The following is a 22,807-nucleotide window of genomic DNA, read 5'->3' as shown; positions in this document are numbered from 1 at the left end:
GTCAGGCCGGGGCCAGCAACCGTGCCCGCACGAGTTCCGGGCCTGCGGGACGGCCCACGTAGGGCCCGGTCTCCCGCGAGACCACGAGGGTGGCCGCATCGGCGTCGTCCACGTGACCGGCCAGCGCCCCGTCGTCGAGGTCGGCTTCCGTGACCGGCGGGCCGGCCCGCACGACCTCGTCGCCGTCGATCAGCCACACCTCGAGCCGCTCCCCCTCCGCGAGCGACGGCAGGTCCCGCACGGTGAACGCCACGCGTTCGCCGTCGACGATCACCAGTGCGGTGACGTCCTCGGCCACGTCGACGGGCACGGACACCCCGCCGGCGAGCAGGCGCAACGTCTCACCCCGGTAGGTGGCCGCCTGCGCATAGGCCGCCGCGGCCGTGCGCAGGTGCAGGTTCCAGAACCCCATCGCGCCCGCGAGCAACAACACCGCGATGGTCGCGACCGTCACGTGCCGGATACCGATCCGGGACGTCGCCGCGGCCGGTTCCGGATCCTCGACGTCGTCACGCCGCACGACCTCGGTCCGCACCTTGGCGCGCGCACGCTCCTCACGTTCGGCGGCGGCGAGGTCGGCGGCCAGGTCGCGCAACTCCGCCACCCGCAGCCGGCAGTCCCGGCAACCGAGCAGGTGGCTGCGGAAGTCGGCGGCGTCGCCCGCGTCGAGACCGCCGAGCACGTGCCCGACCGCCAACTCCTCGTACCGCTCGTGCTCTCCCCGCATGCGGCGAAGCGTACGCGCTGGCCGACGCCGAGCACAGTCCGGACGGTCCGGGCCGCCCGCCCGAGCCGGTCAGCAGGGACCACCGGAGAGGTACTGGCGCGGGTTGACCGCCGAGCCGTTGACGCGGGTCTCGAAGTGCAGGTGGGGGCCGGTCGAGTTGCCGGTGTTGCCGACGTAGCCGATGGTCTGTCCCTGCGACACCGACTGACCGCGACCGACCGTCATCGAGCTCTGGTGGGCATAGGCGGTGACGACACCGTCGTGGTGATCGATGAGCACGAGGTTGCCGTACCCGCCCTGCCATCCGGCGAAGATGACGGTGCCGGCCTTGGCCGCACCGATCGGGCTGCCGGTCCGGGCGCCCTGGTCGATCCCGGCGTGCAGCCGCCCCCAGCGCGGGCCGAACTCGGAGGTGACCGGGGCGCACAGCGGCCAGGCGAAGCCCGACGACGACGGTGCCGAGCCGCGTGCCGCGCCTCCTGCCGAACCGGCCGTCGTGTTGCCGGCTGCGGAGGTGCCGTCCGCGGCGCGGCGGCGCTCGCCACCGCTCGTGCTGCTCCGGCTGGCCGTGGACCGGTCGGCGGCGCGGCTGGCCGCGGCCTCGGCACGGCGGCGCTCGTCGGCCTCGGCCTGCCGCCGGGCGAGCTCCTGCTGCTCGCGGATCAGGACCTCGAGCGCGGCCGCGTCCTGCTCGAGGTCGTCGTGCTCCGACTCGAGCCGCGCGAGCTCGTCGCGGGCAGCGGCGGCGGCCAGGGCGCGACTTCGGCGCAACTGCTCGACCTCGTCCAGCAGTTCCTGCTGCTCGGCGAGCATGGCCTCGAGCCGGTCCTGTTCGGCCTGGAACCGCTCCCGCTCGGCCTCCACGGCGGTCTGTGCCGCCTCGAGGCTCTCGATGGTGACCCGGTCGGCCTGCGTGATGACCCGGAGGTAGGAGGTACGCGTCATCGCCTCCTGCGCGCCGTCGGCGTCCAACAGCAGCTGGAACGGCACGCTCGGGCCCTCCTTGAACATGCGTGCCGCCCGGTCCGCGAACGCGTCGGCCACCTCGGCGGCCTCGGCCTCGACGCGCTCCAGGCGCTCCTCGGCCTCCCGCACGGCGCCGCGCTGCCGTTCGACCGCGGCGGCGACCTCGTTGACCACCGCCTCGACCTCGGCCAGGCGTTCGTCGGCGTCGGCGAGCTCGGCCTCGGCGTCGTCGGCACGGTGCTCGGCCTGGCGGATCTCGCGCCCCAGGGCATCGAGCCGCGCATGCGCCTCCTCGAGTTGGCGCTGTTCGGCCTGTTGGGCACCGGCGGTGGGCACGACCGTGCCCAGGGCGACCGCCGTCGCCAGGGCCACCACGCGCAGGAATCGAGACCGCAACTGTTCCTCCGGGATCGGCGGCGCCGTACCGGTGCGTGCACGCACGCGCCTGCCCGCCGGAGCTGGCCTCGGGATGGGGGCGTCCCGTCGACGGCCGGCGCGGCGGACGGCCAGACAAGCTAGCCCACGACCTCGGCGGATGCACCTTCGACCACCACCTGGGGACGGCGCGCGGGCACCGTCCGGCGGGTCACGGTCGTCGACCGGGTCGTCGCCGGCGGTACGCTCGCGGGCCGGTTCCGGTCGTGCGGAGCCGTCGCTGCTGTCGCTGCTTCCGGGCCCTCGAGACGTCATGGCTGAACGCAACCTGCCCGTGGTCGTCGGTGCCGTGGTCGGTGCCGTCGTGGGTCTCGTGCTGCTCGTCCTGGGCGGGTTGTGGCTCGCGCAGGGCGGCGAGATCCTGCCCAACACCACCGTGGCAGGCGTCGAGCTCGGCGGGCTCGCGCCCGAGGAGGCCACCGGCGAGCTCCAGGACGTGGTGGAACAGCGACGTCGCGACACCGTGACGCTCGCGTTCGAGGACCGGCAGTTCGTCGTCGCACCGGCCGACGTCGGCTTCGAGGTCGACGTTGCGGCGACGGTCGCGGCCGCGGCGAGCCGTGGCCGCGACGGGCTGCCCGGTGACGCGCTCGAACGGGTCCGCAGCCTGTGGACCGAACGCGAGTACCCGCTGCGGGAGCGCCATGACGAGCAGGCCCTGGCCGCCCGGGTCGACGAGATCGCCACCGAAGTGGACCGGGAGGAGTTCCCGGGCGACGTGGTCGCCGACCCCGACACCCTCGAGGTCAGCGTCGAACCGGCGCAGGGACGGGCGAGCGTGCGGCGCGACGAGCTGACCACCGTGCTGACCGAGGCGATGCTCGAGGCCGGACCCGACGAGCTCGACCTGCCGGTGGACACCACGCCCCAACCGGTGGCCGACGAGGACCTCGAGCAGGTGGCGACCCAGGTCGAGGGCGCCGTGGCGGCGCCACTGATCCTGGAGGCGGCCGGTGAGCAGCTGACCCTCGAGCCGGGCACGATCGCCCGTCTGATCGAGGTCACGCCCCAGCCGGACGGCGACGACGGCGCGCCGTCCACGCTGGCCATCGAGGTGACACCGCAACGGCTCGAGGAGGTACTCGGCGACACCGTCGACCGCTTCGACACCCCGCCCCAGGACGCGAGCTTCGTCACCGATCGCGCACCGCCCAGTCGCTTCGACCCGCAAGGATCCACCAGCTTCTCCCCCGTCGAGGTCTCGGTCGACGTCGCGGGCGGTCAGCCCGGCAGCCGGTTCGACCCCGAGGCTGCCGCCGACCAGCTCGAGCAGTTGTTCGCCGACAACGTGCGCGAGGCCGAGCTCGAGGTCGAGGTCGTCGACCCGGACCTGGACACGGCGCGCGCCGAGGAGCTGCGACCGACCCACGTGATCGGGACGTTCACCACCTACTACACCGGCGGGCAACCCCGGGTGCAGAACATCCAGCGGCTGGCCGACGTGGTCGACGACACGTTGGTGCTGCCCGACGAGCAGTTCTCCATCAACGAGCTCTCCGGCGAGCGACGTTGTGAACGCGGCTACGTCGAGGCCGGGACCATCGTCCAGGGAGAGCTGGTCGACACCTGCGGGGGCGGGGTGTCGCAGTTCGGCACCACCACCTTCAACGCGGCCTTCTTCGCCGGTGTGCAGCTCGACCAGTGGCAGGCGCACTCGTTCTACATCTCGCGCTACCCGATGGGGCGGGAAGCGACGCTGTCGTACCCGACGCTCGACGTGCGCTTCACCAACGACACCGACGGGGCCATCGTGGTGCGCACCTCCTACACCTCCGGAGCGATCACCGTGACGCTCTACGGACAGCCGGTGGCCGAGACGGTCCGTGCGCAACACGGCAGCCCCACCGACCGGGTCGCCCCCGAGACGCAGACCCGCACCGTCGACGACCTGGCCTGTGGCCAGGAGCGGGAGATCCAGGGACAGAACGAGGGCTTCACCGTCGAGGTGGTACGGACCGTCGAACGGATCGGTGGCGGCAGCGACCAGCAGACGATCCGGACGGTGTACTCCCCGCAGAACCGCATCGTCGAGCGCGGGGCCTGCTGAGTCGCCCCGGCCTGCTCAGCGCCGTGCCTCGCGCCGCTCCGACACCCGCCGACGCACGGCACGCGGCGCCCGAGCCAACCGGCGCGCACGACCAGGCAGGGCCAGCCACCCGGTGGGCCGGTTGAACGGCACCCGCAGCAACTCCGGCCAGGCGAACGCGACCATGTCGTGTTGCAGCCGCCCCCGGGCACGGTGGTCGATCGGGAGCCGCAGCATCAACTCGAGGTTGCGGCAGGCCGCCATCGGGCTGCTGACCAGCGGTCGGCCGGGCCACAGGTACCTCGACGGCGCTTCCCAGCAACCGAGCCGTTGCTCGACGTAGGCGAGATCGAGCACGTCGGCCGGACGGTCACGCAGGCCGGCGGGCAGTCCCTGCAGCCACGCGTCGGCGGCCGTCAGCGTCGTCGGGGTACGCGGCGACTCGGTGCGTTCGAGCAGGAGATCGGCGTCGACCCGCGGCGGCGGCGTGCGCACCCCGTGCCGGTCCGGCGGCCCCCAGTAGAAGCCCCGTGCGGTCTCGCCCGCCATGCCCGCGAGCTTGAACCGCCCGGTGTCGCGTTGTTCGCCGGCGACGAGGGCCGGCGTGGACAGGACGGGACCGGCCTTCGCCTCACCGATGCGCAGGAACATGCGCTGCACCTCGACGTCGGAGGCGTCGTGGGCCTGCCGGCGGTCGACGTCGTGGGCAAGGCCCGTCATGCGGGCGAGCCGCCGTGCCGCCTGGAGGTCGGTCCGACGGCCGAGGTCGTCGCTGGTCGTGGTCGACAGCCGGACGTCGACGACACCTTCGGCGACGAACGGTCGCAGCAGTGCCAGCACGGCCCGACTGTCCCGACCCGCCGAGAGGAACACCCGGTACTCCCGGTGCGCCGTCGCCAGCGCCCGGACCAGACGCCGTCCGTGTTCCACCACGGCCATCGCCGCAGCCCTCCCGTCGTCGAGCGGCGGGAGCGCGGCGACGGGCCAGTGCCGGCGGGCCTCGAAATCGTCGAGATCGAGGTAGTGGTTCGGCAACAGTCGACGCACGCCGCGGTGCGCCGTCAGGCCGAACGTGTAGGAGGCATTCGTGGCAAGCGGGTCGAAGGCGTGGCTGAGTGCCTCGTCGCGTCGGAGATCCGGGACGAGGTTGGCGGTCGTGGCGACCACGCGGGCCTCGGCGCTGAAGACGATCGAGTGCATCGCGCCCACGTACACCCGGCGCAGCGCGTTGGGGCCGGCGCCGGCCACGACGACGGCGACCCAGGTGCCCTCGACGCCGTCACCGTCGGTGTGACCGCGTCGGTCACGGCCGTACAACGCGCGCTCGATCTCCTCGGGTCCGCACGCCGCGGTCAGATCGAGCACGAGCGACTCGCCGACCACGCCGTCGCGTTCGCCGCCGAGTCGAACCTGCGGCTCGAGGAGCCAACCCAGCCGGTTCCCGTCGACACCCGTCAGTTCGCACACGTGCGCGTCCGGATGAGCCGCGAGGTGCCAACCGTGGTGCATGCGGTGCTGCCAGCCCTCGGGAAGCGGGCCGCCGTCGCGGCGGAGCACCCACTGGCGGGGCAGCTCGTCCGGTGGCAGCGGTGAGCGGGCGTCGAGCGCGGCGAAGTCGGTCGACATGCCCTTCCCATCGACGGTGGTCGGCGCGGGCAGCCGGCCACGCTGGCGCGGTCGTGGACAGGCTAGGTGCGGGAACGTCGGTCGTCGCAAGCATCACCACGGAGCAGGCGGTCGGGTCCCGTTGCGTGCTTGCGCGTGGGACCGGTACCGACCACTCAGTTCACGGGACGGATGCGCACGCCGGGGGGCCGCCCCCACAACCCGGGACGGTCCGCCGGCAGCGCACGCACGGAGCGAGGCCGGCTCGGTGCCTCGAGCGGCGGTGTCGCGGCCGTACCCGGCCGCAGCAGCACGACCGGGCGGCGCCACCGGCCCTGGGGCTCGGCGATCCAGCCGTCGAGCCGGGCCTCGACGCGCAGGCCCGCGTCGAGGCGCGGGGTGAGGCGCGCCGCGACCTGACGGTCGAGGTAGCCGACCCGCCAGGCCGTCGCGGCCTCGCCGTCGGCGGGCGACGTCCAGACCGCGACCGCGAGCGGATCGACCGGGTTGTCCGGTTCCCGCCGGAGGGCGAGACGGCGTCCGGGCTGCAGCGGTGCTGCCTCCGGCGGGCGCGCGGCGAAGGCGTGCCCGCGCACCGGGGTCCGGAACGCCCGCAGGGCGGCACCGATGGACGGTGCCGAGGCGGCGGCGGTGTGGCGCAGGTCGGTCATGGTCACAAGCTGCCGGACGGGTGTGACAGCAGGTGCAGCCGCCGGGCCTCCGCGGCGGTGTCGCACCGGTCCTCCCGACGGCAGAACCGGCACCAGGAACCACCCTGCAGCCGCAGGTCCGCCTCCGCCGCTCCGGTGACGCGCACCAGTTGGCGGACGCCGTCGAGCACGCGACGCACCGTCACGTGCAGGGTGTCGGCGCGCAGCGACTCCACCTCGGCACGCCCCTCGGTGACGTAGTAGGTGGCCCACCGGAACGGCAGTCGGCCCGTCGCGAGGGCCACGAGCAGGGCGTAGAAGCGCAGTTCGTGACGATCGTGTTCCGGGCGGGGACGGCCCGTCTTGAGGTCGACGACCAGCGTGCGGGCGCGATCATCGGTACGCGGACTGACCAACACCAGGTCGGGCACCCCGCGCAGCACGACCGAGCCGTCGCCCAACGACACCTCGACCGGTCGCTCGACCCGCGCACGCACGGCACGCCGCGGCAGGGGCGGCCACACCTCCCGGAAGCCGGAGAGCAGCCCGGCCACTTCCTCGCACAGCTGTGCGGCATCGGCGGTGGAGCGCTCGTTGAGCCAGCGTGACAGCGACGCCGGGTCGCCCGGACGCCGGGTGGCCTCGGCGTGCCACACCCGGGAGACGACGGCCGCCGCGTCGTCGCCACGTTCCTCGGCGAAGTCCCGCTCCACCGCGAGGTGCGTCAGGGTGCCACGCACGTTGGCCCACGCGTGCTCGTAGGGCTTGGGCTCGAGCTGCCAGCCGTCACAGGCGAGCCGGTCCAGTGCCGACTTGGTGACCAGCAGCCGTCCGCGCCGCTGCGCCGCCGTCCGGGCCAGTGCGTCGCCGAAGGTCCCGAGTCCGTCCTCGAGCGTCGCACGCAACTCGGCGACCAACTGGGGGTCGTCGGGCGGCCGCGGCTGTCCCCAGCCCAGCAGGTCCTCGGCCAGTCGACGCCTGGCCGGATGGTCCAGCACGAGCTCGTCACCCATCGACGCTCCTCCCCCGGCGCTCCACCGTCGGCGCTCCACCGACGGCGCTCCACCGACGACGGGCGCACGGCCGGTCGCCGGCCGGTGACCAGCGTAGGAGGCACCGGTGACGTCTCCCGCGCACTGTCCCCAGGCGGGTCGGCGCGTCAACTCCCGGCGAGCGCCCGCAGATCGGCGTCCGGCACGTCCGGTGACAGCAACGTCCCGCCGGCGACCTCGAGCACCGGTACGCCACCGATCCCCCGGCCGCGCAGCGCCACCATCCGTTGACGCAGCCGGAGGCGGGCCCTGCGGTCCTCGAGCGCGGTCCGACAGGCGTCCGGGTCGAGCCCCGCCCGTTCCCCGAGTGCCGACAGCACCTCGGCCTCGCTCAGATCGGCGTCCTCGGTCCAGTAGGCGCGCAGACACGTGGTGCGCCACGAGGCGCCGAGTCCCGTCTCGGTGGCGAGCGCACCGACGAGGTGGGCACCGATCGTCGGCGGCCGCCGGGACGGACGCCGCAGGGGCATCCCGAGCTCGGCCGCGCGGGCGCCGTTGCGCTCGAGGTCCTCGTACTGGTCCAGCGTCACCGGCAGGGACGTGTCGAGTCCCAGCGTGTCGAACCCTTCGAAGACGACCGGCAGGCCGTCGTCGGCCAGACGCTGCAACCGCAGCACCGCCACGACGCTGGCCGCGGAGGGATAGTCGAAGTAGAGCGTCAGCAAGGCCACACCCGTCGTCGTGCCGCTCCGGCCAGCCTACGCTGCCGACCATGGACGTCCGTTCCCTGCTCGCGACCGTGCCGCAACCCGGCCGGCTGGCCTGGATCGGCCTGCGCACCGAACGCCGAGGTCCGATGGTCACGCCCCAGGCCGCCGAGGCCGTACCCGGACGCGGGCTGCTCGGTGACCGTCGGGCGACCCGCCCGCGTCCCGACCTGCGCAGCAAGCGGCAGGTGACGCTGCTGCAGGCCGAGCACCTGCCGGTCGTGGCGGCCCTGGTCGGGGCCGACCGGATCGACCCGGCACGACTGCGACGCAACCTGCTGGTGGCCGGGATCAACCTCGCCGCGCTCGGTCGTCGTCGCTTCACCATCGGCGAGGTCGACTTCGAGACCACCGGGCCGTGCCATCCGTGCTCCCGGATGGAGGAGGAGCTCGGCCCGGGCGGCTACCAGGCCGTGCGCGGTCACGGCGGCGTCACGGCACGGGTGCTGACGCCGGGCACCGTCCACGTCGGGGACGAGGTCCGGCTGTGTCCTCCAGGCGAGGGACCACTGGGCACCGAGACGTGAGCGCCGCGCACCGGTGGACGCGCGCCGACGGGCGGTGCCCCCGTCGGCGGGGCGGGCGGTCCCGACGGACGCGCCGTGATCACTAGCCTCGGCAGTCCCGCTCCCGCCCGCTACGAGCTCCCGACGTTCGGAGGATCATGGACCGCGAGGCCACCAGCGCCCAGGTGCGACTGCTCGGCGACCTGCTCGGTCGCACCATCGCCACCATCGAGGGGGACGACCGTCTCGACCTCGTCGAGCAGGTCCGTGCCCTGTCGATCGCTGGCCGCCGCGGCGACGCCGACGCCGGCCCGGAGCTGACCCGGCTGCTCACCGACATCTCCGTCGAGGACGCGATCGTCGTCGTCAGTGCGTTCGCGGCCTGGTTCCGGCTGATCAACCTCACCGAGGACCAGGCGATGGTGCGCCAGCTCACCGTCGACCGGGTCGCCGCCGGGAAGGCCGGCACCCCGCACAGCGAGACGCTGTTGGCGGCGGTGCGCACCCTGGCCGACTGGGGACTGACCGCCGAACAGGCCGCTGCGGCCGTCGCCGAGGTCCACGTCCGTCCGGTGCTCACCGCCCACCCCACCGAGTCCAAGCGCCGGACCACCCTGACCAAGCTCGGCCGGATCGCCGGCGGACTGCGCGAGCTCGACGCCGACCCGCTCCCGCCGGAACGCCATGCCCATCTCGAGCGCTACCTCGCCGAGGAGATCGCCTCGCTGTGGCTGACCGACGAGACCCGGGTCCGCCCGCCGTCGGTCATCGAGGAGGTCCGCAACGGGCTGTACTGGACCGAGTCGGTCCTGTTCGACCTCGTCCCACGCCTGCACCGTGACCTGCGCGACGCCTTCGACGCGGTCTATCCCGGTCACGAGGTGTCCGTCGACGGGTTCTTCCGGCTCGGGTCCTGGATCGGCGGCGACCGCGACGGCAACCCAAACGTCACGCCCGACGTGACCGAGCAGACCTTGCGCGAGCACCAGTTGCTCTCGCTGAAGCTGTTGCGACGCAGCATCGACCGCCTGCACGCCCACCTGTCGGTCAGCGAACGGCGCGGTGCGTCCGCGGCGCTGGACCAGCGCCTGCGGGAGTTGCGCGAGCTCCTTCCTGACGAGGCCGCGGACATCGAACGCAAGTACCCCTCGCAGCCCCACCGCCAGTTCCTGGCACTCGTCTACCAGGTGCTGCTGGTGACCGAGCAGCTGGCCCGGCGTCCTTGGCGGCACCGTGAGGTCGATCCGCGTGCCTACGCGGACGCGGCCGAGCTGGTGGCCGACCTCGAGCTGCTGCGCGACAGCCTGCGTTCGGCCGGCGCCGGGGTCATCGCCGACGGGCGACTGCGATCGCTGCAGATCCAGGCCGAGGTCTTCGGCTTCCATCTCGTGACCCTCGACATCCGTCAGCACACCCGTCGGCACGTCGCTGCGCTGGCCGCGGTCTTCGGCCGCTACGACGAGGCCGACGCCTACGGGACGCTGGACGAGGCCGACCGGGTGGCGCTGCTCACCCGGGAACTCCAGGCCGAGCGGCCCCTGGCCCCGGCGGTGCTCGACTTCGACGAGGAGACCAACGAGACCCTGGAGGTCTTTCGAGTCATCCGCCGCGCCCACCAGCGCCTCGGGCGGGAGGCGATCGACACCTACATCATCTCGATGACCGAGCAGGTCTCCGACGTGCTCGCCGTGCTCGTGATGGCCCGCGACGCCCGCTGCGACGGCGGCCTCGACGTCGTCCCGCTGTTCGAGACGGTCGACGACCTCGTGCGTGCGCCACAGGTGCTCGAGGAGCTGCTGACCTGCCCGCCCTACCGCGAGCACCTGCGCGACCGGGGTGACCACCAGCAGATCATGATCGGTTACTCCGACTCGAACAAGGACGCCGGCTACCTGGCGGCCACCTGGCAGCTGCACCGCGCGCAGCGGGACCTGGTGCGCGTGGCCGACGCGCACGGGGTGAAGCTCACCGTGTTCCACGGCCGGGGCGGCAGCATCGGCCGTGGCGGCGGTCCGGCGAACGCGGCCATCCGGGCCCAACCACCCGAAGCCGTGCGGGGACGCCTGAAGCTGACCGAGCAGGGCGAGGTGATCGCGGCGCGCTACCGCGATCCCGTACTGGCGCACCGGCACCTCGAGCAGGTGCTGCACGCGGTGCTGTTCACCGCCGCGCCCGACCGTCCCCCGACGACCGACGAGCACACCGACGCCGTGCTCGACGAGCTCGCGGCACTGGCGCGCGCCGCCTACCGCGAGCTGGTGCACGACACCCCCGAACTCGTCGACTACCTGCACGAGGCCACCCCGCTGGACGCGATCGGTGAGCTCAACATCGCGTCGCGGCCCGCCCGCCGTCAGGCCGGTCGCGGCATCGAGGACCTGCGCGCGATCCCGTGGGTGTTCGCCTGGACGCAGTGCCGGGTGCACCTGCCGGCCTGGTACGGGCTGGGGTCGGCCATCCACAGCTGGGCGGCCGACGACGACGGACGCTGGCAGGAGTTGCAGGCGCTGGTCGCCGGCAGCCCGCTGCTGCAGGCGATCCTCGACAACGTCGAGATGGCCCTGGCGAAGGCGGACTTCCGCATCGCGGCCGCCTACGCGAGCCTCGCGAGCGAACCGGTCCGCGACGCCGTGTTCCCCCGCCTGCAGGCCGAGTACGACCGCACCGTGTCGGCCTTGCTGCGGGTGCGCGGCCACGACCGTCTCGTCGGTCACGACGACGACCTCGCCGAGGTGCTGCGGCTGCGTGACCCGTACCTCGACCCGCTCCACGGGGTGCAGGTGGCGTTGCTGCACCGCCTGCGCGACGAGCACGACGAGGCGACCGTGCGGGCACTGCGCGAAGCGGTGCTGGTCGCCACCAACGGCATCGCGGCAGGACAGCGCAACACCGGCTGATCCCACCGCGGCCGCCGGGTCCCCGGCGGCCGCGGTGCCCGTCGCGGCGCCCCCACGTCGCCCGACGCGGCTGGCCGGCCCGGGCGCCGGTGTGCCACAGGTCCCAGGACTCGGGACCTTGAGCCCTGCTGCGCCTCCTGGTCGCGGCCGTACGGTCCTGCGACGTGGAGGTGGAATCATGGAGCGCACCGTTCGACTGTTCCTGCCCTTGCCGGGCGACCCGCAGCCGTCCCTGACGGCCTTCCTGGACGAGCCGTTGCGGTGGCTGCCGCAGGGCCGCCGGCACGAGCGTGGCCTGGTGTCGACGTTGCGTGCCGGCGGCATGGCGAAGTCGGTCCTGGTCCAGGTCGGCAGTCCCTGGGTGGTGGGCTCGACCCACTGGCGCTCGCTGCGCTGGGACCCGATCAACGAGGACGACGGCCGCCCCGAGCGCCTGCTGCCCGCCTTCGACGGCGAGCTCGGCCTGCACGTGCTCGGACCCGGACGCGTCACCCTGATCCTCGACGGGCGCTACGTCCCGCCGGGTCGCTCGGTCGGCGCCGCGCTCGACGGCGTCGCGTTGGGCCGCGTCGCCCAGCGCAGTCTCGAGCGCTACCTCGAGGACCTCGCGGAGAACCTGCAGACGGCGGTGCCGACCCCGGCGGGGTGTTGAGACCGGACCGTCGGCGGTCGCCAACGAGCGGCCGGCCGCGGCGGCGCATCAGCCCGCCAGCGGGACCCGCCAGCGCACCTGCGTGCCGCGGCCGCCGGCGCCGGGTGTCCAGTGCACCTCGCCGCCGAGCCGGCTCGCGCGCTCGTCGAGGTTGCGGCGCCCCAGGCCCTGTCCCGGACGGTCCGGGATGCCGCGACCGTCGTCGCTGACCAGCAACGTCAGGCCCGTGGCGTCCACGGACAGTTCCACCTCGACGTCGGACGCCTCCGCGTGCTTCGCGACGTTGGTGAGCGCCTCGCGCAGGACCGGCAGCAGCTGCTCGCCGACCGCGGGCGGAACGGCGGTGTCGATCGGTCCGTCGAAGCGCACACGCGGTGCGCGTGGCAGGTGCGGCGTCAGTTCCTCGACGACCTCCAGCACGCTCGAGCGCAGGCCGCCTCCGGCGCGACCGCTCGACTGCAGCGCGAAGATGGTGGCGCGGATCTCCTTGACGGTCAGGTCGATCTCGTCGACCGCCCGGTCGAGCCGCTCGACGACGTCGGGGACGGCCTCGGCGCGCTTGCGGGTGGCCTGCAGCGACAGCCCGGTCGCGAACAGCCGCTGGATGACCGTGTCGTGCAGGTCGCGCCCGATCCGCTCGCGGTCCTCGATCAGCGACATCCGCTGCAGGTCCGCACGGGCCCGTTCGGTCGTCAGCACCAGCGAGGCCTGCGCGGCGAAGCCTTCGAGCAGTGCCTCGTCGCGGTCGCCGAACGGCGACGCGCCGGCCACCCCGAGGGCCGCGACCACCTCCTCGCCGGTGCGCAGCGGGACCCACAGCGAGGGGCGGGCGCCGAAGACCGGACCGGTGTCGCTGCGCACCGGGATGCCCTCGAGCAGCGTTCCCCACGCCGGCCCTTCGGGAGCCGGCAGGAACCCGTGGCGCGGTGCGTCCAAACCGCTGGCGGCGAGGATCCACAGCCCGTCCTCGTGCGGGCCGACGACGACGCCGACCTCGGCGTCGACCAACGAACAGGCGAACGAGGCCAGCCGCTCGCGTACCTCCCCCAACGGCGCCCCCACCAGCGCCGAGGTGGTCACCTCGAGCACCGCGTCGCGCCAGCGTTCACGCTGGCTGAGTTCGTCGTAGAGCCGCGCGTGCTCGATCGCCGTGCCCGCGACGGCGGCCAGCCCGATGACCACCTCCTCGTCGGTCTGCGTGAAGACGTCACCGCCTCGCTTCTCGGCCAGGTACAGGTTGCCGAACACCCGTCCGCGCACCCGTACCGGGGCGCCGAGGAAGCTGTGCATCGGCGGATGGTGGGCGGGGAAGCCGTACGAGGTCGGATGGGCCGTGATGTCGGCGAGCCGGACCGGCTCGGGCTGCTCGATCAGCAGACCGAGGATGCCCCGACCGGCGGGCAGGTGGCCGATCGCGGCGGCGGTCTCGTCGTCGATGCCCCGGTGCACGAACGCGGAGAGCCCGTTGCCGTCCTGGGAGACGACCCCGAGTGCGCCGTAGCGGGCATCGACCAGGTCACAGGCCGCCTCGACCACCCGTCCGAGCACCGACTCGAGCTCCAGGTCGGCGGTCACGGCGGACACCGCATCGAGGATCTGGGTGGCGCGGAGGTCGGCGCGGCCGCTGCTGGTCTGGTCCATGTCGTGCTTCCTTCCGGCATCCGGTCCGATCCGCCGTCCGTGCCGGGTGACGGCGCTACCTTGCACGGGACCGTGTCCCGCCACCCTAGTGTGGTCACCCCTGAGCCTCCCGAGCCGGAGTCCGCCCGTGGCCGAGCCCGTCCGTGTCTTCCTCGTCGACGACCACGAGGTCGTGCGCCGCGGTCTCAAGGACCTGATCGACGCCGAGGACGACCTCGAGGTCGTCGGCGACGCCGCCACCGCCGGGATGGCGCTGGCCGGCATCGCCCAGCGACAGCCCGACGTCGCCGTCCTCGACGTGCGACTGCCCGACGGCAACGGGGTCGAGGTCTGCCGCGAGGTCCGCGCTCGCGACCCGCGCATCGCGTGCCTGATGCTGACCTCGTTCGGCGACGACGAGGCGCTGTTCGACGCCATCATGGCGGGTGCGGCCGGTTACCTGCTCAAGGACGTCCGCGGTCCCGACCTGCTCGACGCCATCCGGCGGGTCGCCGCCGGCGACTCGCTGCTCGATCCGTCGGTCACCGGCAAGGTCCTCGAGCGGTTGCGTCGCGGGGACGAGGAGGACCCGCGGCTCACCTCGTTGTCCGAGCAGGAGCGCCGCATCCTGGCGCTCATCGCCGAGGGTCTCACCAACCGGCAGATCGCCGAGCGGATGCACCTCGCCGAGAAGACGGTGAAGAACTACGTCTCCAACCTGCTCGCCAAGCTCGGCATGCAGCGGCGGACCGAAGCCGCGGTGTTCTACACCCAGGTCGAGCGCGGCGAGATCTGATCCGCGGCTGCTGCACGCGCCGGGCCGGCGGCAGGCCACAGGTCCTGTCCTTCGTGGGTCACGCGACCCTGGGCGCACGGGCGTTCGGATTGGCATGCTGTCCCCGGCTGGACGCCGACCCGCAAGCCCACGGGGGCCGACCATGGACCACGCCACGGATCGTCACGAACTCGAGGTGCTGTCGCTCGAGGAGTGTCTGACGCTGCTCGGTTCCCGCCCGCTGGGCCGGTTGGCCTACGTGGACCGGGGGGCGCCGGTCATCGTCCCGGTCAACCACGTCGTGGACGGCCGCACGGTGGTGTTCCGGGCGTTGCAGGGCGCCAAGACCGAGGCGCTGCTGCTCGGCCGTCCCGTGGCGTTCCAGGTCGACGACCACGACCCGGCCCGGTCGGTCGGGTGGAGCGTGCTCGTGCAGGGCACGGCCGAGCCGGTCGACGACGCCGAGACCCGTCGCCTGGTGGCCGAGCTCGACAGTTGGGCGGCGCCGACCGCCATGCGCTCGATGGTCGTGCGGCTGCGTCCCGACGAGGTCCACGGTCGACGGTTGCGCCGCCCGGCGTCCTGAGCACCGCCGTCCGGGAGTCCTGACCGCGCCCGACGGCCGCCGGCGAGGTCCGGTGCCGCCGAAGGGTCCCGGTGCAGGAGGGTCCAAGGTCCCCCCGGGCTGATGACGTCGCGCCCTGCCGACGCCCGGCATCGCGAGCGACAGTTCCCGACAACGGCGACACGGTGGAGTGCCCACCGCGCCACGGCCGCGGTCCACGCCCGCGGACGGACGTGCAGAGGAGAGACGTCATGTCGGAGGAACGTACGGTCGGCGCCATCGCCGTCGCAGTCATCGCGATGATCGCCCTGGTGCTCAGCGCTGGCGCACTCATCACCGCCGCGGCCAGGGGTGGGGACGGGCCGGCGCTGGCCGTCGCCGCGGCCAGCAGCGACGAGGCCGCCGAGGTGGCCGTCGAACTGTCCGAGTTCGCCATCGCCCCGGGCGCCATCGAGATCGCCGCGGGCGGTGTCCTGCAGGTCACCAACGGCGGCGCCATCGCGCACGACCTCGAGGTCGTCGACACGGGTCTGGCCACCCCGATGCTCAACAGCGGCGAGTCGGCCACGCTGGACCTCGCCTCCCTGGCGCCGGGCACCTACGAGGTCCACTGCACGGTCGCCGGCCACGCCTCGGGCGGCATGACCGGGACGCTGACGATCCTCGAGGGTGACGGCGTGAGCGCCGAGCCGGTCGCCGCCGTCGACAGCCACGCCGACCACGGCGGCCACGGTGCCGACACCGACTGGGCCGCGCTCGACGCGGCGATGCACGACACCATCCTGGAGTTCCCGGCAGCGACCGAAGGCCTGGGCAACCAGCCCCTCGAGCCCACCATCCTGGAGGACGGCACCAAGCGGTTCGAGCTGACGGCCGAGATCATCGACTGGGAGGTCGAACCGGGCAAGATCGTCGAGGGCTGGGCCTACAACGGCCAGATCCCCGGTCCAATGATCCAGACGCAGCCCGGCGACAAGGTCGAGGTCGTCGTCACCAACAACCTGCCGATGGGCACCGACGTCCACTGGCACGGCATCAAGGTCCCCAACAATCAGGACGGTTTCGCCCCGCTGACCCAGGAACTGATCCCCTCGGGCGAGTCGCACACCTACTCGTTCGTGACCACCGAGTCGGCCGTCAACATGTACCACCCGCACCACCACGCCCAGATGAAGGTCCCCAACGGCATGTGGGGCGTGTTCCTGGTCGGTGACCTGCCGATGCCCGAGGGCGGCAGCGTGATCGGTGGCCGCGAACTGCCCGCCGACACCACCATCGACCAGGTCGTGCCGATGGTCGTCAACGACGCCGGCACCATCGGGATGAGCATCAACGGCAAGTCGTTCCCCGCCACGGCGCCGATCGTCGCCAAGAAGGGCGACAACATCCTGATCCACTACTACAACGAGGGCTACCAGATCCACCCGATGCACCTGCACGGCGTGCCGCAGCTGGTGGTCGCCAAGGACGGCTTCCCGCTGGAGCAGCCCTACTGGTCCGACACCGTCAACGTCGCACCGGGCGAGCGCTTCTCGGTGCTGGTGCCGGCGGAGGAGGCCGGGGTGTGGGCGTTCCACTGCCACATCCTCACGCACGCCGAGAGCGACGAGGGCATGTACGGCATGGTCACGGCCCTCATCGTCGAGGAGTGACCGGCACCGATGCCGGCGGACGGTGGGCCGCGGAACCCTCGGGTTCCGCGGCCCGACCCGTTCGGCCGCCTCACGCGGCGGAAATCCGGCGGCATGTCCGGCACTGCCCCAACGGGCAGGGCCGGTTCTGGTCAAGCGACTTAGTCTGGGGCGCAGAGGCCGGCCTGTCCGGTGCCGGCGGATCCGGAGTCGCAGTGCTCGTCGCCAGTGCGGAGCTCATGCAGGGCGTGACCGGCGAACGTCACGTCGTCGGCTGGTCCTCGCCGGAGGCCGACCACCTGGTCCTGATCTGTCACAGTCTGCGCGAACACGTCGGCCACTACGACGCCCTCGCCGAACGGCTGGTGGCCGACGGCGCTCGCGTCTATGCGCTCGACCAGGCCGGGCACGGACGCTCGGATGGCACGCCGGGGCTGATCGACGACCTCGACGCAGCCGTCGACGACCAGCGGCTGCTGCTGCAGCTGGCCCGCGCCCGCGATCCGGACCTGCCGGTGATGGTGCTCGGGCACGGCACCGGCGGAACGGTCGCGACCCGGCTCGCCCAGCAGTTGCCCGACACCCTGGCCGCGATCGTGCTCGCCGCGCCGCTGCTGGGCGTGCGGCCCGGGGCGTACCTCGACGATCCGCGCCTGTCGGTCGAACCTCCGACGGCCCGAGCCCTGTCGAGCGACCCGTCCGTGGGTGGACGGTTCGCCGGCGACCCGCTCGTGTGGCACGGCGGGCTGCCGATGGCGACGCCGGCCGCGCTGCACCGCGGCCTGACGTCCATCGAGCGCGGCCCGCGCCTGCGGCTGCCGGTGCTGTGGCTGCACGGCGGCGACGACGCCCTGATCCCGGCCGGGCCGAGCGGGGAGACGCTGCGTCGGCTGGTCACCCCGCGGTCGGCGTTGACCGAGCACCTCCTGCCCCGGGCGCGCCACCGTCTGCTCGCCGGTCGCGACCTCGAACTGGCCCACCCGGCGATCCGGGCCTTCCTCGCCGGCGCCCTGCAACCCACCCCGGTCGCCTGACGTCGCCGTCGGCCCGGCGCGTCCGAGACCTGCTGCTCCCGGCCACGCCGTGTCAGTCGGCCCGCGACGCGAGCAGGGTGAGGACCTCGTGCTGCTCGAAGAAGCGGGCCGTCTCCAGCGCATCGGGAGATCCGGCGCGCGGGTCGGCACCGGCGTCGAGCAGGGACCGGGCGATCCGGGTCGAGCCCCGGAAGGCGGCCGCCGCGAGTGCGGTCTGACCGCGGTCGTTGATCCGTTGCGCGTCAGCGCCCCGCTCGAGAAGCCCCTGCGCGAGGTCGTCGCGGCCGTGGTACACGGCCAGCAGCAACAGGGTGCTCCCTTCACCGTTCGTGAGGTTCGCCGGCAGGCCGGCGTCGACCTGGGCCAACAGCTCCGGATCCCCGGCCCGGGCAAGATCGAACATGCGACGGGCGAACGCCAGTGTCTCGTCGTCGAGCGCGGGCGTGCCGGCGGGCGTGGATGCGTCAGGGTCGCTCATGCCCGCAGGGTAGTGCCGCTGCTCAGCCGCCGAGGGTGGCGGAGACGAGGACGACCGACGCGATCAGGAACGCGGCCGACCAGGCCACCCCCGCCCAGCGCAGCGCGGGCCGGCCGGACGCCACCCGGGGCAGTGTCGTCCACCGCAGCCCGGCGGCGACCAGACCGGCACCGAAGCCACCGACGCCGACGGCCCACCACGGCGGTGGCACGACCCCCCACAGTCCCGCACGCCAGATCAGCACCAGCAGCGTGGCCCCGCCCATCGTCGCGGTCACGAGGCGCAGACGGTCCGGTCCCGGCCCGGGTGCGGCATCCCGCCGACGGCGGGCCACGACCAGCAGCGTCACGGCCGCGGCCAGCGGCAGGCCGATCGTGACCGCCAACAGGGGGTACTGGGTCGCAGGTACGGGCGTCGGCGGCTCGGCACCTGCGCCGAGCAGGCCGGTCCCGACGTGGTCGACGGATCGGTCCCCCCTGGCCAGCACCACGGCGACGCGCTCGTCGGTGAAGCCGACGAACGAGCGCATACCGCCGGTGCCGCCGTCGTGCCAGGTCACCTCGAGGGCGTCCTGCCTCGTGGTCAGCCAGCCCCAGCCGATGCGCGAGGTCCCGCCGAAGTCGGCACGTGGGGCGGCAGCCTCCGCACCGGGGGCCGATCCGTCGCGCGTGGACACGGCCAGCCGGGTCAGGTCCCGTGCCGTCGACCAGATCCCGGCGCCGGCACCGAGGTAGCCCTCGCCGTGCCACGTCGACACACGCGTGTCACCACCGCGGTGCGGATGGGCGTGTCCGGCGGGCAGTGGACCGTCCGTCTCGACCCGGACGGTGTCGTCCATGCCGAGCGGTGTCCACAGTCGCTCGTCGAGCAGCAGGTCGAGTTCGGTGTCCGCCGACGTGGCCAGGGCGGTGCCGAGCAGTCCGAAGCCGAAGTTGGAGTAGGTCGGATCGGCGCCCCCGCTCGCGTCGCTCGTTGCCGCAGCGGCCACGAGGTCGTCCCCGCTGGCCCAACCATAGGGGTCGGTGCCGAGCCAGGTACTGCCCAGGACCCGGAGGAACCCGGTCGGTCCTGCCGGTGCCATCACCGGCAGGCCGCTGCGGTGCTGCGCCAGTTCCTCGAGGGTGATCGCTCCTGCCGGACGCTCGGCGAGCCCGGGGAGGACCTGCCCGAGCGGTGTCCGGGCGTCGAGCGCCGCGTCGGACCCGACGAGGTCGGCCAGGAGCATCCCGACCATGGCCTTGGTGACCGAACCGGCTTCGAAGGGCGTGTCGGCGTCGACCGGGCGCTCGCCGTCGGCCGTCCCGAGCCCGGCCGTGTGAAGGGTGCCGTCGGCCTCGACGACGGCGGCGACCAGACCGGCATGGGGAGCGTCCCCGACCAGCGCGAGCACCTCCTCGACCAGCCGTGCATCGCCCGTCGCGCCGGCCGCGTCGAGTACCGGCCGCGAGGGCGCGAGGACGAGCCCCACCAGCAGCCCGAGCAGACCACCGGCGGCGATGCGGAGCCAGGTGCGGTTCGGCATGGAACGTGCCTCCGGGTCGATGACGGGTGGCGGGCGGCGGGGGCCGGCGGGCGCGGCGGGCGGTGGCGGCGGCGCGAGGGGCGGTCTCAGCGGCGGGCGGCCGCGAGGACGACCAGCAGGGGCACGACGCGGGTGGCGGGCACCGCGTAGCGACCGCGTCCGGTCGACTGCAGCCACCCTGCGGCCGTCAACTGGCGCAGGTGGTGGTAGACCTGCCCGCTCGTTCCCGCCACCGCGTCGTCGGTGAGCTCCGCGACCGTCTCGGCGCCGTGCAGGACGGCGTGCAGCAACGACAGCCGGACCGGGTGGGCCAGTGCCTGGAGCGCCTCGGCCAGTTCGGTCCAGTCCCCCGCCAGCAGTGCGGACGCGGGCAGGCCGTACTGCCACTCGATCGGCGCGCCCGCCTCGTCGGTCGGCAACGGCACGACGCCGGTGAACAGGACCGCTCCGTCCTCGGCAGGCAGACGGTCCCGCAGGCCGCGCAGGGCCCAGAACCGCTCGGCGTCCGCGTCGCTGGCCGAGGCGACGTGCCGCGACGGCGGGTCACCGGCGGCCTGCGCGAGCAGCGCCTCCAACCGGCGCACACGTGCCTCGAGTGCGTCCAGTCGCTGCTCGCCGTCCGTACCCATGTCGCCAGACTACGAATCTACGTAGAAGTTGCAACCCCGGGGCGGCCGTCACGCCCCGGCCGACGGGACCGCGGTGCGAAGCGGTCGGACCGCGACACCCGAACGGCGAACGGGCCGCCGAAGGCGACCCGTTCCGTTCCGATCCCGCCGACGCCGGCGGCCGGCTCCCCCGCCGGTCAGCGGGGAGCCGCCGGCACCTCGATCAGTACACCGGGATCGAGGGGTCGACCTGGCGGGCGTAGGCCGTGATGCCGCCCCGCATCGAGCGCGCCTTGAAGCCGGCGCCACGCAGCAGCTGCGTCGACTCCAGCGAGCGCACGCCCGACTTGCAGTGCACGACGTACTCCTTGGTCTCGTCGAGCTCGCTGAGCCTGGACGGCAGCGTGTCCTTGGGGATCAGGACGGCGTCGGGGATGCGATTGATCTCGTACTCGTGGGGGTCGCGGACGTCGAGCAGCACCACGTCGGGCTTGTCGGCGATCTCGGCGTACTCGCTCGGCAGGATCTCGAGGGTGACGTCGGTCTCGAACTCCTCGACGCGGTCGTGCGCCGGCATGCCGCAGAAGTCCTCGTAGTCGATCAGCTGCGTGACCGTGGGCTCGTCGCCGCAGACCGGGCAGTCGGGGTCCTTGTTGACCTTGACGTACATCCAGTTCTGCTCGAGCGCGTCGTACAGGCCGAGGCGACCGATCATGGGGTCGCCGATACCGGTGAGCAGCTTGATGCCCTCGATGGCCTGCGACGAGCCGATGATGCCGGGGATGACGCCCAGGACGCCGCCCTCGGCGCAGTTGGGGACCATGCCCGGCGGCGGGGGCTCGGGGAACATGCAGCGGTAGCACGGGCCCTCGTCGGCCCAGAAGACGCTGAGCTGCCCCTCGAAGCGGAAGATCGACCCATAGACGTTGGGCTTGCCGAGCAGCACGCAGGCGTCGTTGACGAGGTAGCGGGTCGGGAAGTTGTCGGTCCCGTCGATGACGAGGTCGTAGGGCTCGACGATCTCGAGCGCGTTCTCGCTGGTGAGGTAGGTCTCGTGGACCTCGACGGTGACGTTGGGGTTGATCTCGAGGATCGCGTGCCTGGCCGACTCGACCTTCGGCCGACCGATCATCGAGGTGGTGTGGATGACCTGACGCTGCAGGTTGGAGGCGTCCACCACGTCGTTGTCGACGATGCCGATGGTGCCCACGCCGGCCGCGGCGAGGTAGAGCGCGAGCGGCGAACCGAGCCCGCCGGTACCGACGAGCAGGACCTTGGACGCCTTGAGCCGTTCCTGCCCCTCGATCCCCACGTCGGGGATGATGAGGTGGCGGCTGTAGCGGGCGATCTCGTCGTTGGTGAGCGGCTCACGTCGATCGACGACAGGGCGTACCACGGACGGACCTTCCAGGGGAGGCGACAGGCGGGTCGTCCAGTGTCAACGCGCGGGTCTGCCCCACCCTTCCATCGGCGTGGAAACCGTGCGAACCGTCGCACGACCGCCACGCTCCCCGTGTCCCCGGGCGAGCATCCGCCGGGCGATCGGACGGTGTGCGCGGTGGTGCGCGACGGTGAGCTCCGACATGGTGGTCGGCAACCGACCGAGGATGCTCCCGTGCGTTCGACCCGCCTGGCCGCTGCCGTGTTCGCCGCTGGCCTGGTCCTGACCGCTTGCGACGACGGCACGGAGGTCGACACGCCCGAGATCGACGAGCCGGCACCGGGCGGTCCCGGCGAGGAGGCCACCGAAGCGCCGGAAGCCGACCCCGCACCCGAGGATCCGGACGCGACCCCGGAACCCGCGCCCGAGCCGGACGACGCCGCGGGCGACGATCCGGTCGACGAGGACCCCGAGGAGGCCACGTCGGACCCGGGCGACGACGGGTCCGACGGCGTCGAGCCCCTGCCGGGCACGCCGGGCACCGACCTGGTCGAGGACGAGGGCGAGCCGGGCGAGCTGCTGGCCGTGACCGACGTGCGCATCGGCACCCACGAGGGGTTCGACCGGGTGGTGCTGGAGCTCGAGGGCGACGGCACCGCGGGATGGTTCGTGCAGTACGACGAGCCGCGCGCCCAGGGTTCCGGTGAACCGGTCAGCGTCGCGGGCGACGCGTCGCTCAGCGTGGCCCTGAGCCACCTGACCCTGCCGCCGGAGCTGCCCGAGGACATCGACCACTGGTTCCAGCAGGAGCAGCTGGGCCCGGAGGGCGGTGTCGTGCTCGAGGTCCGTGACGACACCGTCTACGAGGGCATGCACCTGTTCTTCGTCGGCCTCGACGAGCGTCGCCCGTTCCTCGTCGAGCGCTTCGACGACCCCCAGCGGGTGGTGATCGACGTCTTCCACGAGTGAG

At 73.1% G+C, this 22,807-nt stretch carries 20 protein-coding genes; 9 read left to right on the top strand and 11 right to left on the bottom strand.

Annotated elements, in window-relative coordinates:
* Window position 1 precedes the first annotated feature (1 nt).
* Both ELR47_RS08630 and ELR47_RS08625 read right to left on the bottom strand, forming a co-directional pair.
* Window positions 2-727: an anti-sigma factor domain-containing protein gene (locus tag ELR47_RS08630; RefSeq protein ID WP_130649533.1), complete on the bottom strand. Its 726-nt coding sequence runs from the start codon at window positions 725-727 to the stop codon at window positions 2-4.
* Between the two features lie 69 nt (window positions 728-796).
* Window positions 797-2,134 (bottom strand): murein hydrolase activator EnvC family protein, encoded by a 1,338-nt coding sequence (locus ELR47_RS08625; RefSeq protein ID WP_130649532.1) that lies wholly within the window; start codon window positions 2,132-2,134, stop codon window positions 797-799.
* Window positions 2,135-2,381: 247 nt separating this feature from the next.
* Here ELR47_RS08625 and ELR47_RS08620 point away from each other — a divergent pair, with 247 nt between their 5' ends.
* A complete protein-coding gene (locus tag ELR47_RS08620; protein ID WP_165403955.1) occupies window positions 2,382-4,175 on the top strand; it encodes a VanW family protein in 1,794 nt (597 codons plus the stop codon).
* A 15-nt stretch (window positions 4,176-4,190) separates the two neighbouring features.
* Here the strand turns inward: ELR47_RS08620 and ELR47_RS08615 are convergent, their stop codons facing one another.
* From ELR47_RS08615 to ELR47_RS08600, 4 genes are all read right to left on the bottom strand, one after another.
* Window positions 4,191-5,780: an asparagine synthetase B family protein gene (locus tag ELR47_RS08615; RefSeq protein WP_130649530.1), complete on the bottom strand. Its 1,590-nt coding sequence runs from the start codon at window positions 5,778-5,780 to the stop codon at window positions 4,191-4,193.
* A 155-nt stretch (window positions 5,781-5,935) separates the two neighbouring features.
* Window positions 5,936-6,430 carry an HIRAN domain-containing protein gene (locus tag ELR47_RS08610; protein ID WP_130649529.1) on the bottom strand — a complete coding sequence of 165 codons (495 nt, stop codon included), beginning with the start codon at window positions 6,428-6,430 and terminating at the stop codon, window positions 5,936-5,938.
* 2 nt (window positions 6,431-6,432) lie between these two features.
* Window positions 6,433-7,422: a PD-(D/E)XK nuclease family protein gene (locus ELR47_RS08605; protein ID WP_130649528.1), complete on the bottom strand. Its 990-nt coding sequence runs from the start codon at window positions 7,420-7,422 to the stop codon at window positions 6,433-6,435.
* Window positions 7,423-7,568: 146 nt separating this feature from the next.
* Complete coding sequence (locus ELR47_RS08600) at window positions 7,569-8,132, bottom strand: DsbA family protein (RefSeq protein ID WP_130649527.1); 564 nt, start codon at window positions 8,130-8,132, stop codon at window positions 7,569-7,571.
* Window positions 8,133-8,173: 41 nt separating this feature from the next.
* Between ELR47_RS08600 and ELR47_RS08595 the strand changes: the two genes are divergently transcribed.
* The 3 genes from ELR47_RS08595 (at window position 8,174) to ELR47_RS08585 (ending at window position 12,223) form a co-directional block, all read left to right on the top strand.
* A complete protein-coding gene (locus ELR47_RS08595; protein WP_130649526.1) occupies window positions 8,174-8,695 on the top strand; it encodes an MOSC domain-containing protein in 522 nt (173 codons plus the stop codon).
* 137 nt (window positions 8,696-8,832) lie between these two features.
* Complete coding sequence (ppc, locus tag ELR47_RS08590; RefSeq protein ID WP_130649525.1) at window positions 8,833-11,571, top strand: phosphoenolpyruvate carboxylase; 2,739 nt, start codon at window positions 8,833-8,835, stop codon at window positions 11,569-11,571.
* Between the two features lie 178 nt (window positions 11,572-11,749).
* Window positions 11,750-12,223 carry a hypothetical protein gene (locus ELR47_RS08585; protein WP_130649524.1) on the top strand — a complete coding sequence of 158 codons (474 nt, stop codon included), beginning with the start codon at window positions 11,750-11,752 and terminating at the stop codon, window positions 12,221-12,223.
* A 48-nt stretch (window positions 12,224-12,271) separates the two neighbouring features.
* Here the strand turns inward: ELR47_RS08585 and ELR47_RS08580 are convergent, their stop codons facing one another.
* Window positions 12,272-13,864 carry a sensor histidine kinase gene (locus tag ELR47_RS08580; protein ID WP_130649523.1) on the bottom strand — a complete coding sequence of 531 codons (1,593 nt, stop codon included), beginning with the start codon at window positions 13,862-13,864 and terminating at the stop codon, window positions 12,272-12,274.
* A gap of 127 nt (window positions 13,865-13,991) precedes the next feature.
* Here ELR47_RS08580 and ELR47_RS08575 point away from each other — a divergent pair, with 127 nt between their 5' ends.
* From ELR47_RS08575 to ELR47_RS08560, 4 genes are all read left to right on the top strand, one after another.
* A complete protein-coding gene (locus tag ELR47_RS08575; protein WP_229730526.1) occupies window positions 13,992-14,639 on the top strand; it encodes a response regulator in 648 nt (215 codons plus the stop codon).
* A 142-nt stretch (window positions 14,640-14,781) separates the two neighbouring features.
* A complete protein-coding gene (locus tag ELR47_RS08570) occupies window positions 14,782-15,204 on the top strand; it encodes a pyridoxamine 5'-phosphate oxidase family protein (RefSeq protein WP_165403954.1) in 423 nt (140 codons plus the stop codon).
* A 230-nt stretch (window positions 15,205-15,434) separates the two neighbouring features.
* Window positions 15,435-16,835 carry a multicopper oxidase domain-containing protein gene (locus ELR47_RS08565; RefSeq protein ID WP_130649520.1) on the top strand — a complete coding sequence of 467 codons (1,401 nt, stop codon included), beginning with the start codon at window positions 15,435-15,437 and terminating at the stop codon, window positions 16,833-16,835.
* A gap of 194 nt (window positions 16,836-17,029) precedes the next feature.
* On the top strand, window positions 17,030-17,848 hold the full coding sequence (locus tag ELR47_RS08560) for an alpha/beta fold hydrolase (RefSeq protein ID WP_130649519.1): 819 nt from the start codon (window positions 17,030-17,032) through the stop codon (window positions 17,846-17,848).
* Between the two features lie 52 nt (window positions 17,849-17,900).
* Here ELR47_RS08560 and ELR47_RS08555 read toward each other — a convergent pair whose 3' ends face one another.
* The 4 genes from ELR47_RS08555 to moeB form a co-directional block, all read right to left on the bottom strand.
* Complete coding sequence (locus ELR47_RS08555) at window positions 17,901-18,326, bottom strand: ankyrin repeat domain-containing protein (RefSeq protein WP_130649518.1); 426 nt, start codon at window positions 18,324-18,326, stop codon at window positions 17,901-17,903.
* Window positions 18,327-18,348: 22 nt separating this feature from the next.
* Complete coding sequence (locus ELR47_RS08550; protein ID WP_130649517.1) at window positions 18,349-19,848, bottom strand: serine hydrolase domain-containing protein; 1,500 nt, start codon at window positions 19,846-19,848, stop codon at window positions 18,349-18,351.
* Window positions 19,849-19,934: 86 nt separating this feature from the next.
* A complete protein-coding gene (locus ELR47_RS08545; protein WP_130649516.1) occupies window positions 19,935-20,477 on the bottom strand; it encodes an ArsR/SmtB family transcription factor in 543 nt (180 codons plus the stop codon).
* 202 nt (window positions 20,478-20,679) lie between these two features.
* Entirely contained in the window at window positions 20,680-21,852 is a 1,173-nt protein-coding gene (moeB, locus tag ELR47_RS08540; RefSeq protein WP_130649515.1) for a molybdopterin-synthase adenylyltransferase MoeB, read from the bottom strand.
* Between the two features lie 219 nt (window positions 21,853-22,071).
* Here moeB and ELR47_RS08535 point away from each other — a divergent pair, with 219 nt between their 5' ends.
* A complete protein-coding gene (locus ELR47_RS08535; RefSeq protein ID WP_130649514.1) occupies window positions 22,072-22,806 on the top strand; it encodes an AMIN-like domain-containing (lipo)protein in 735 nt (244 codons plus the stop codon).
* The last annotated feature ends 1 nt before the right edge of the window (window position 22,807 follow it).

The organism is Egicoccus halophilus, from assembly GCF_004300825.1.
Lineage (GTDB): Bacteria > Actinomycetota > Nitriliruptoria > Nitriliruptorales > Nitriliruptoraceae > Egicoccus > Egicoccus halophilus.
The sequence above is the reverse complement of the archived record's forward strand: the minus strand, read 5'-3'. Positions and strand labels throughout refer to the sequence as shown.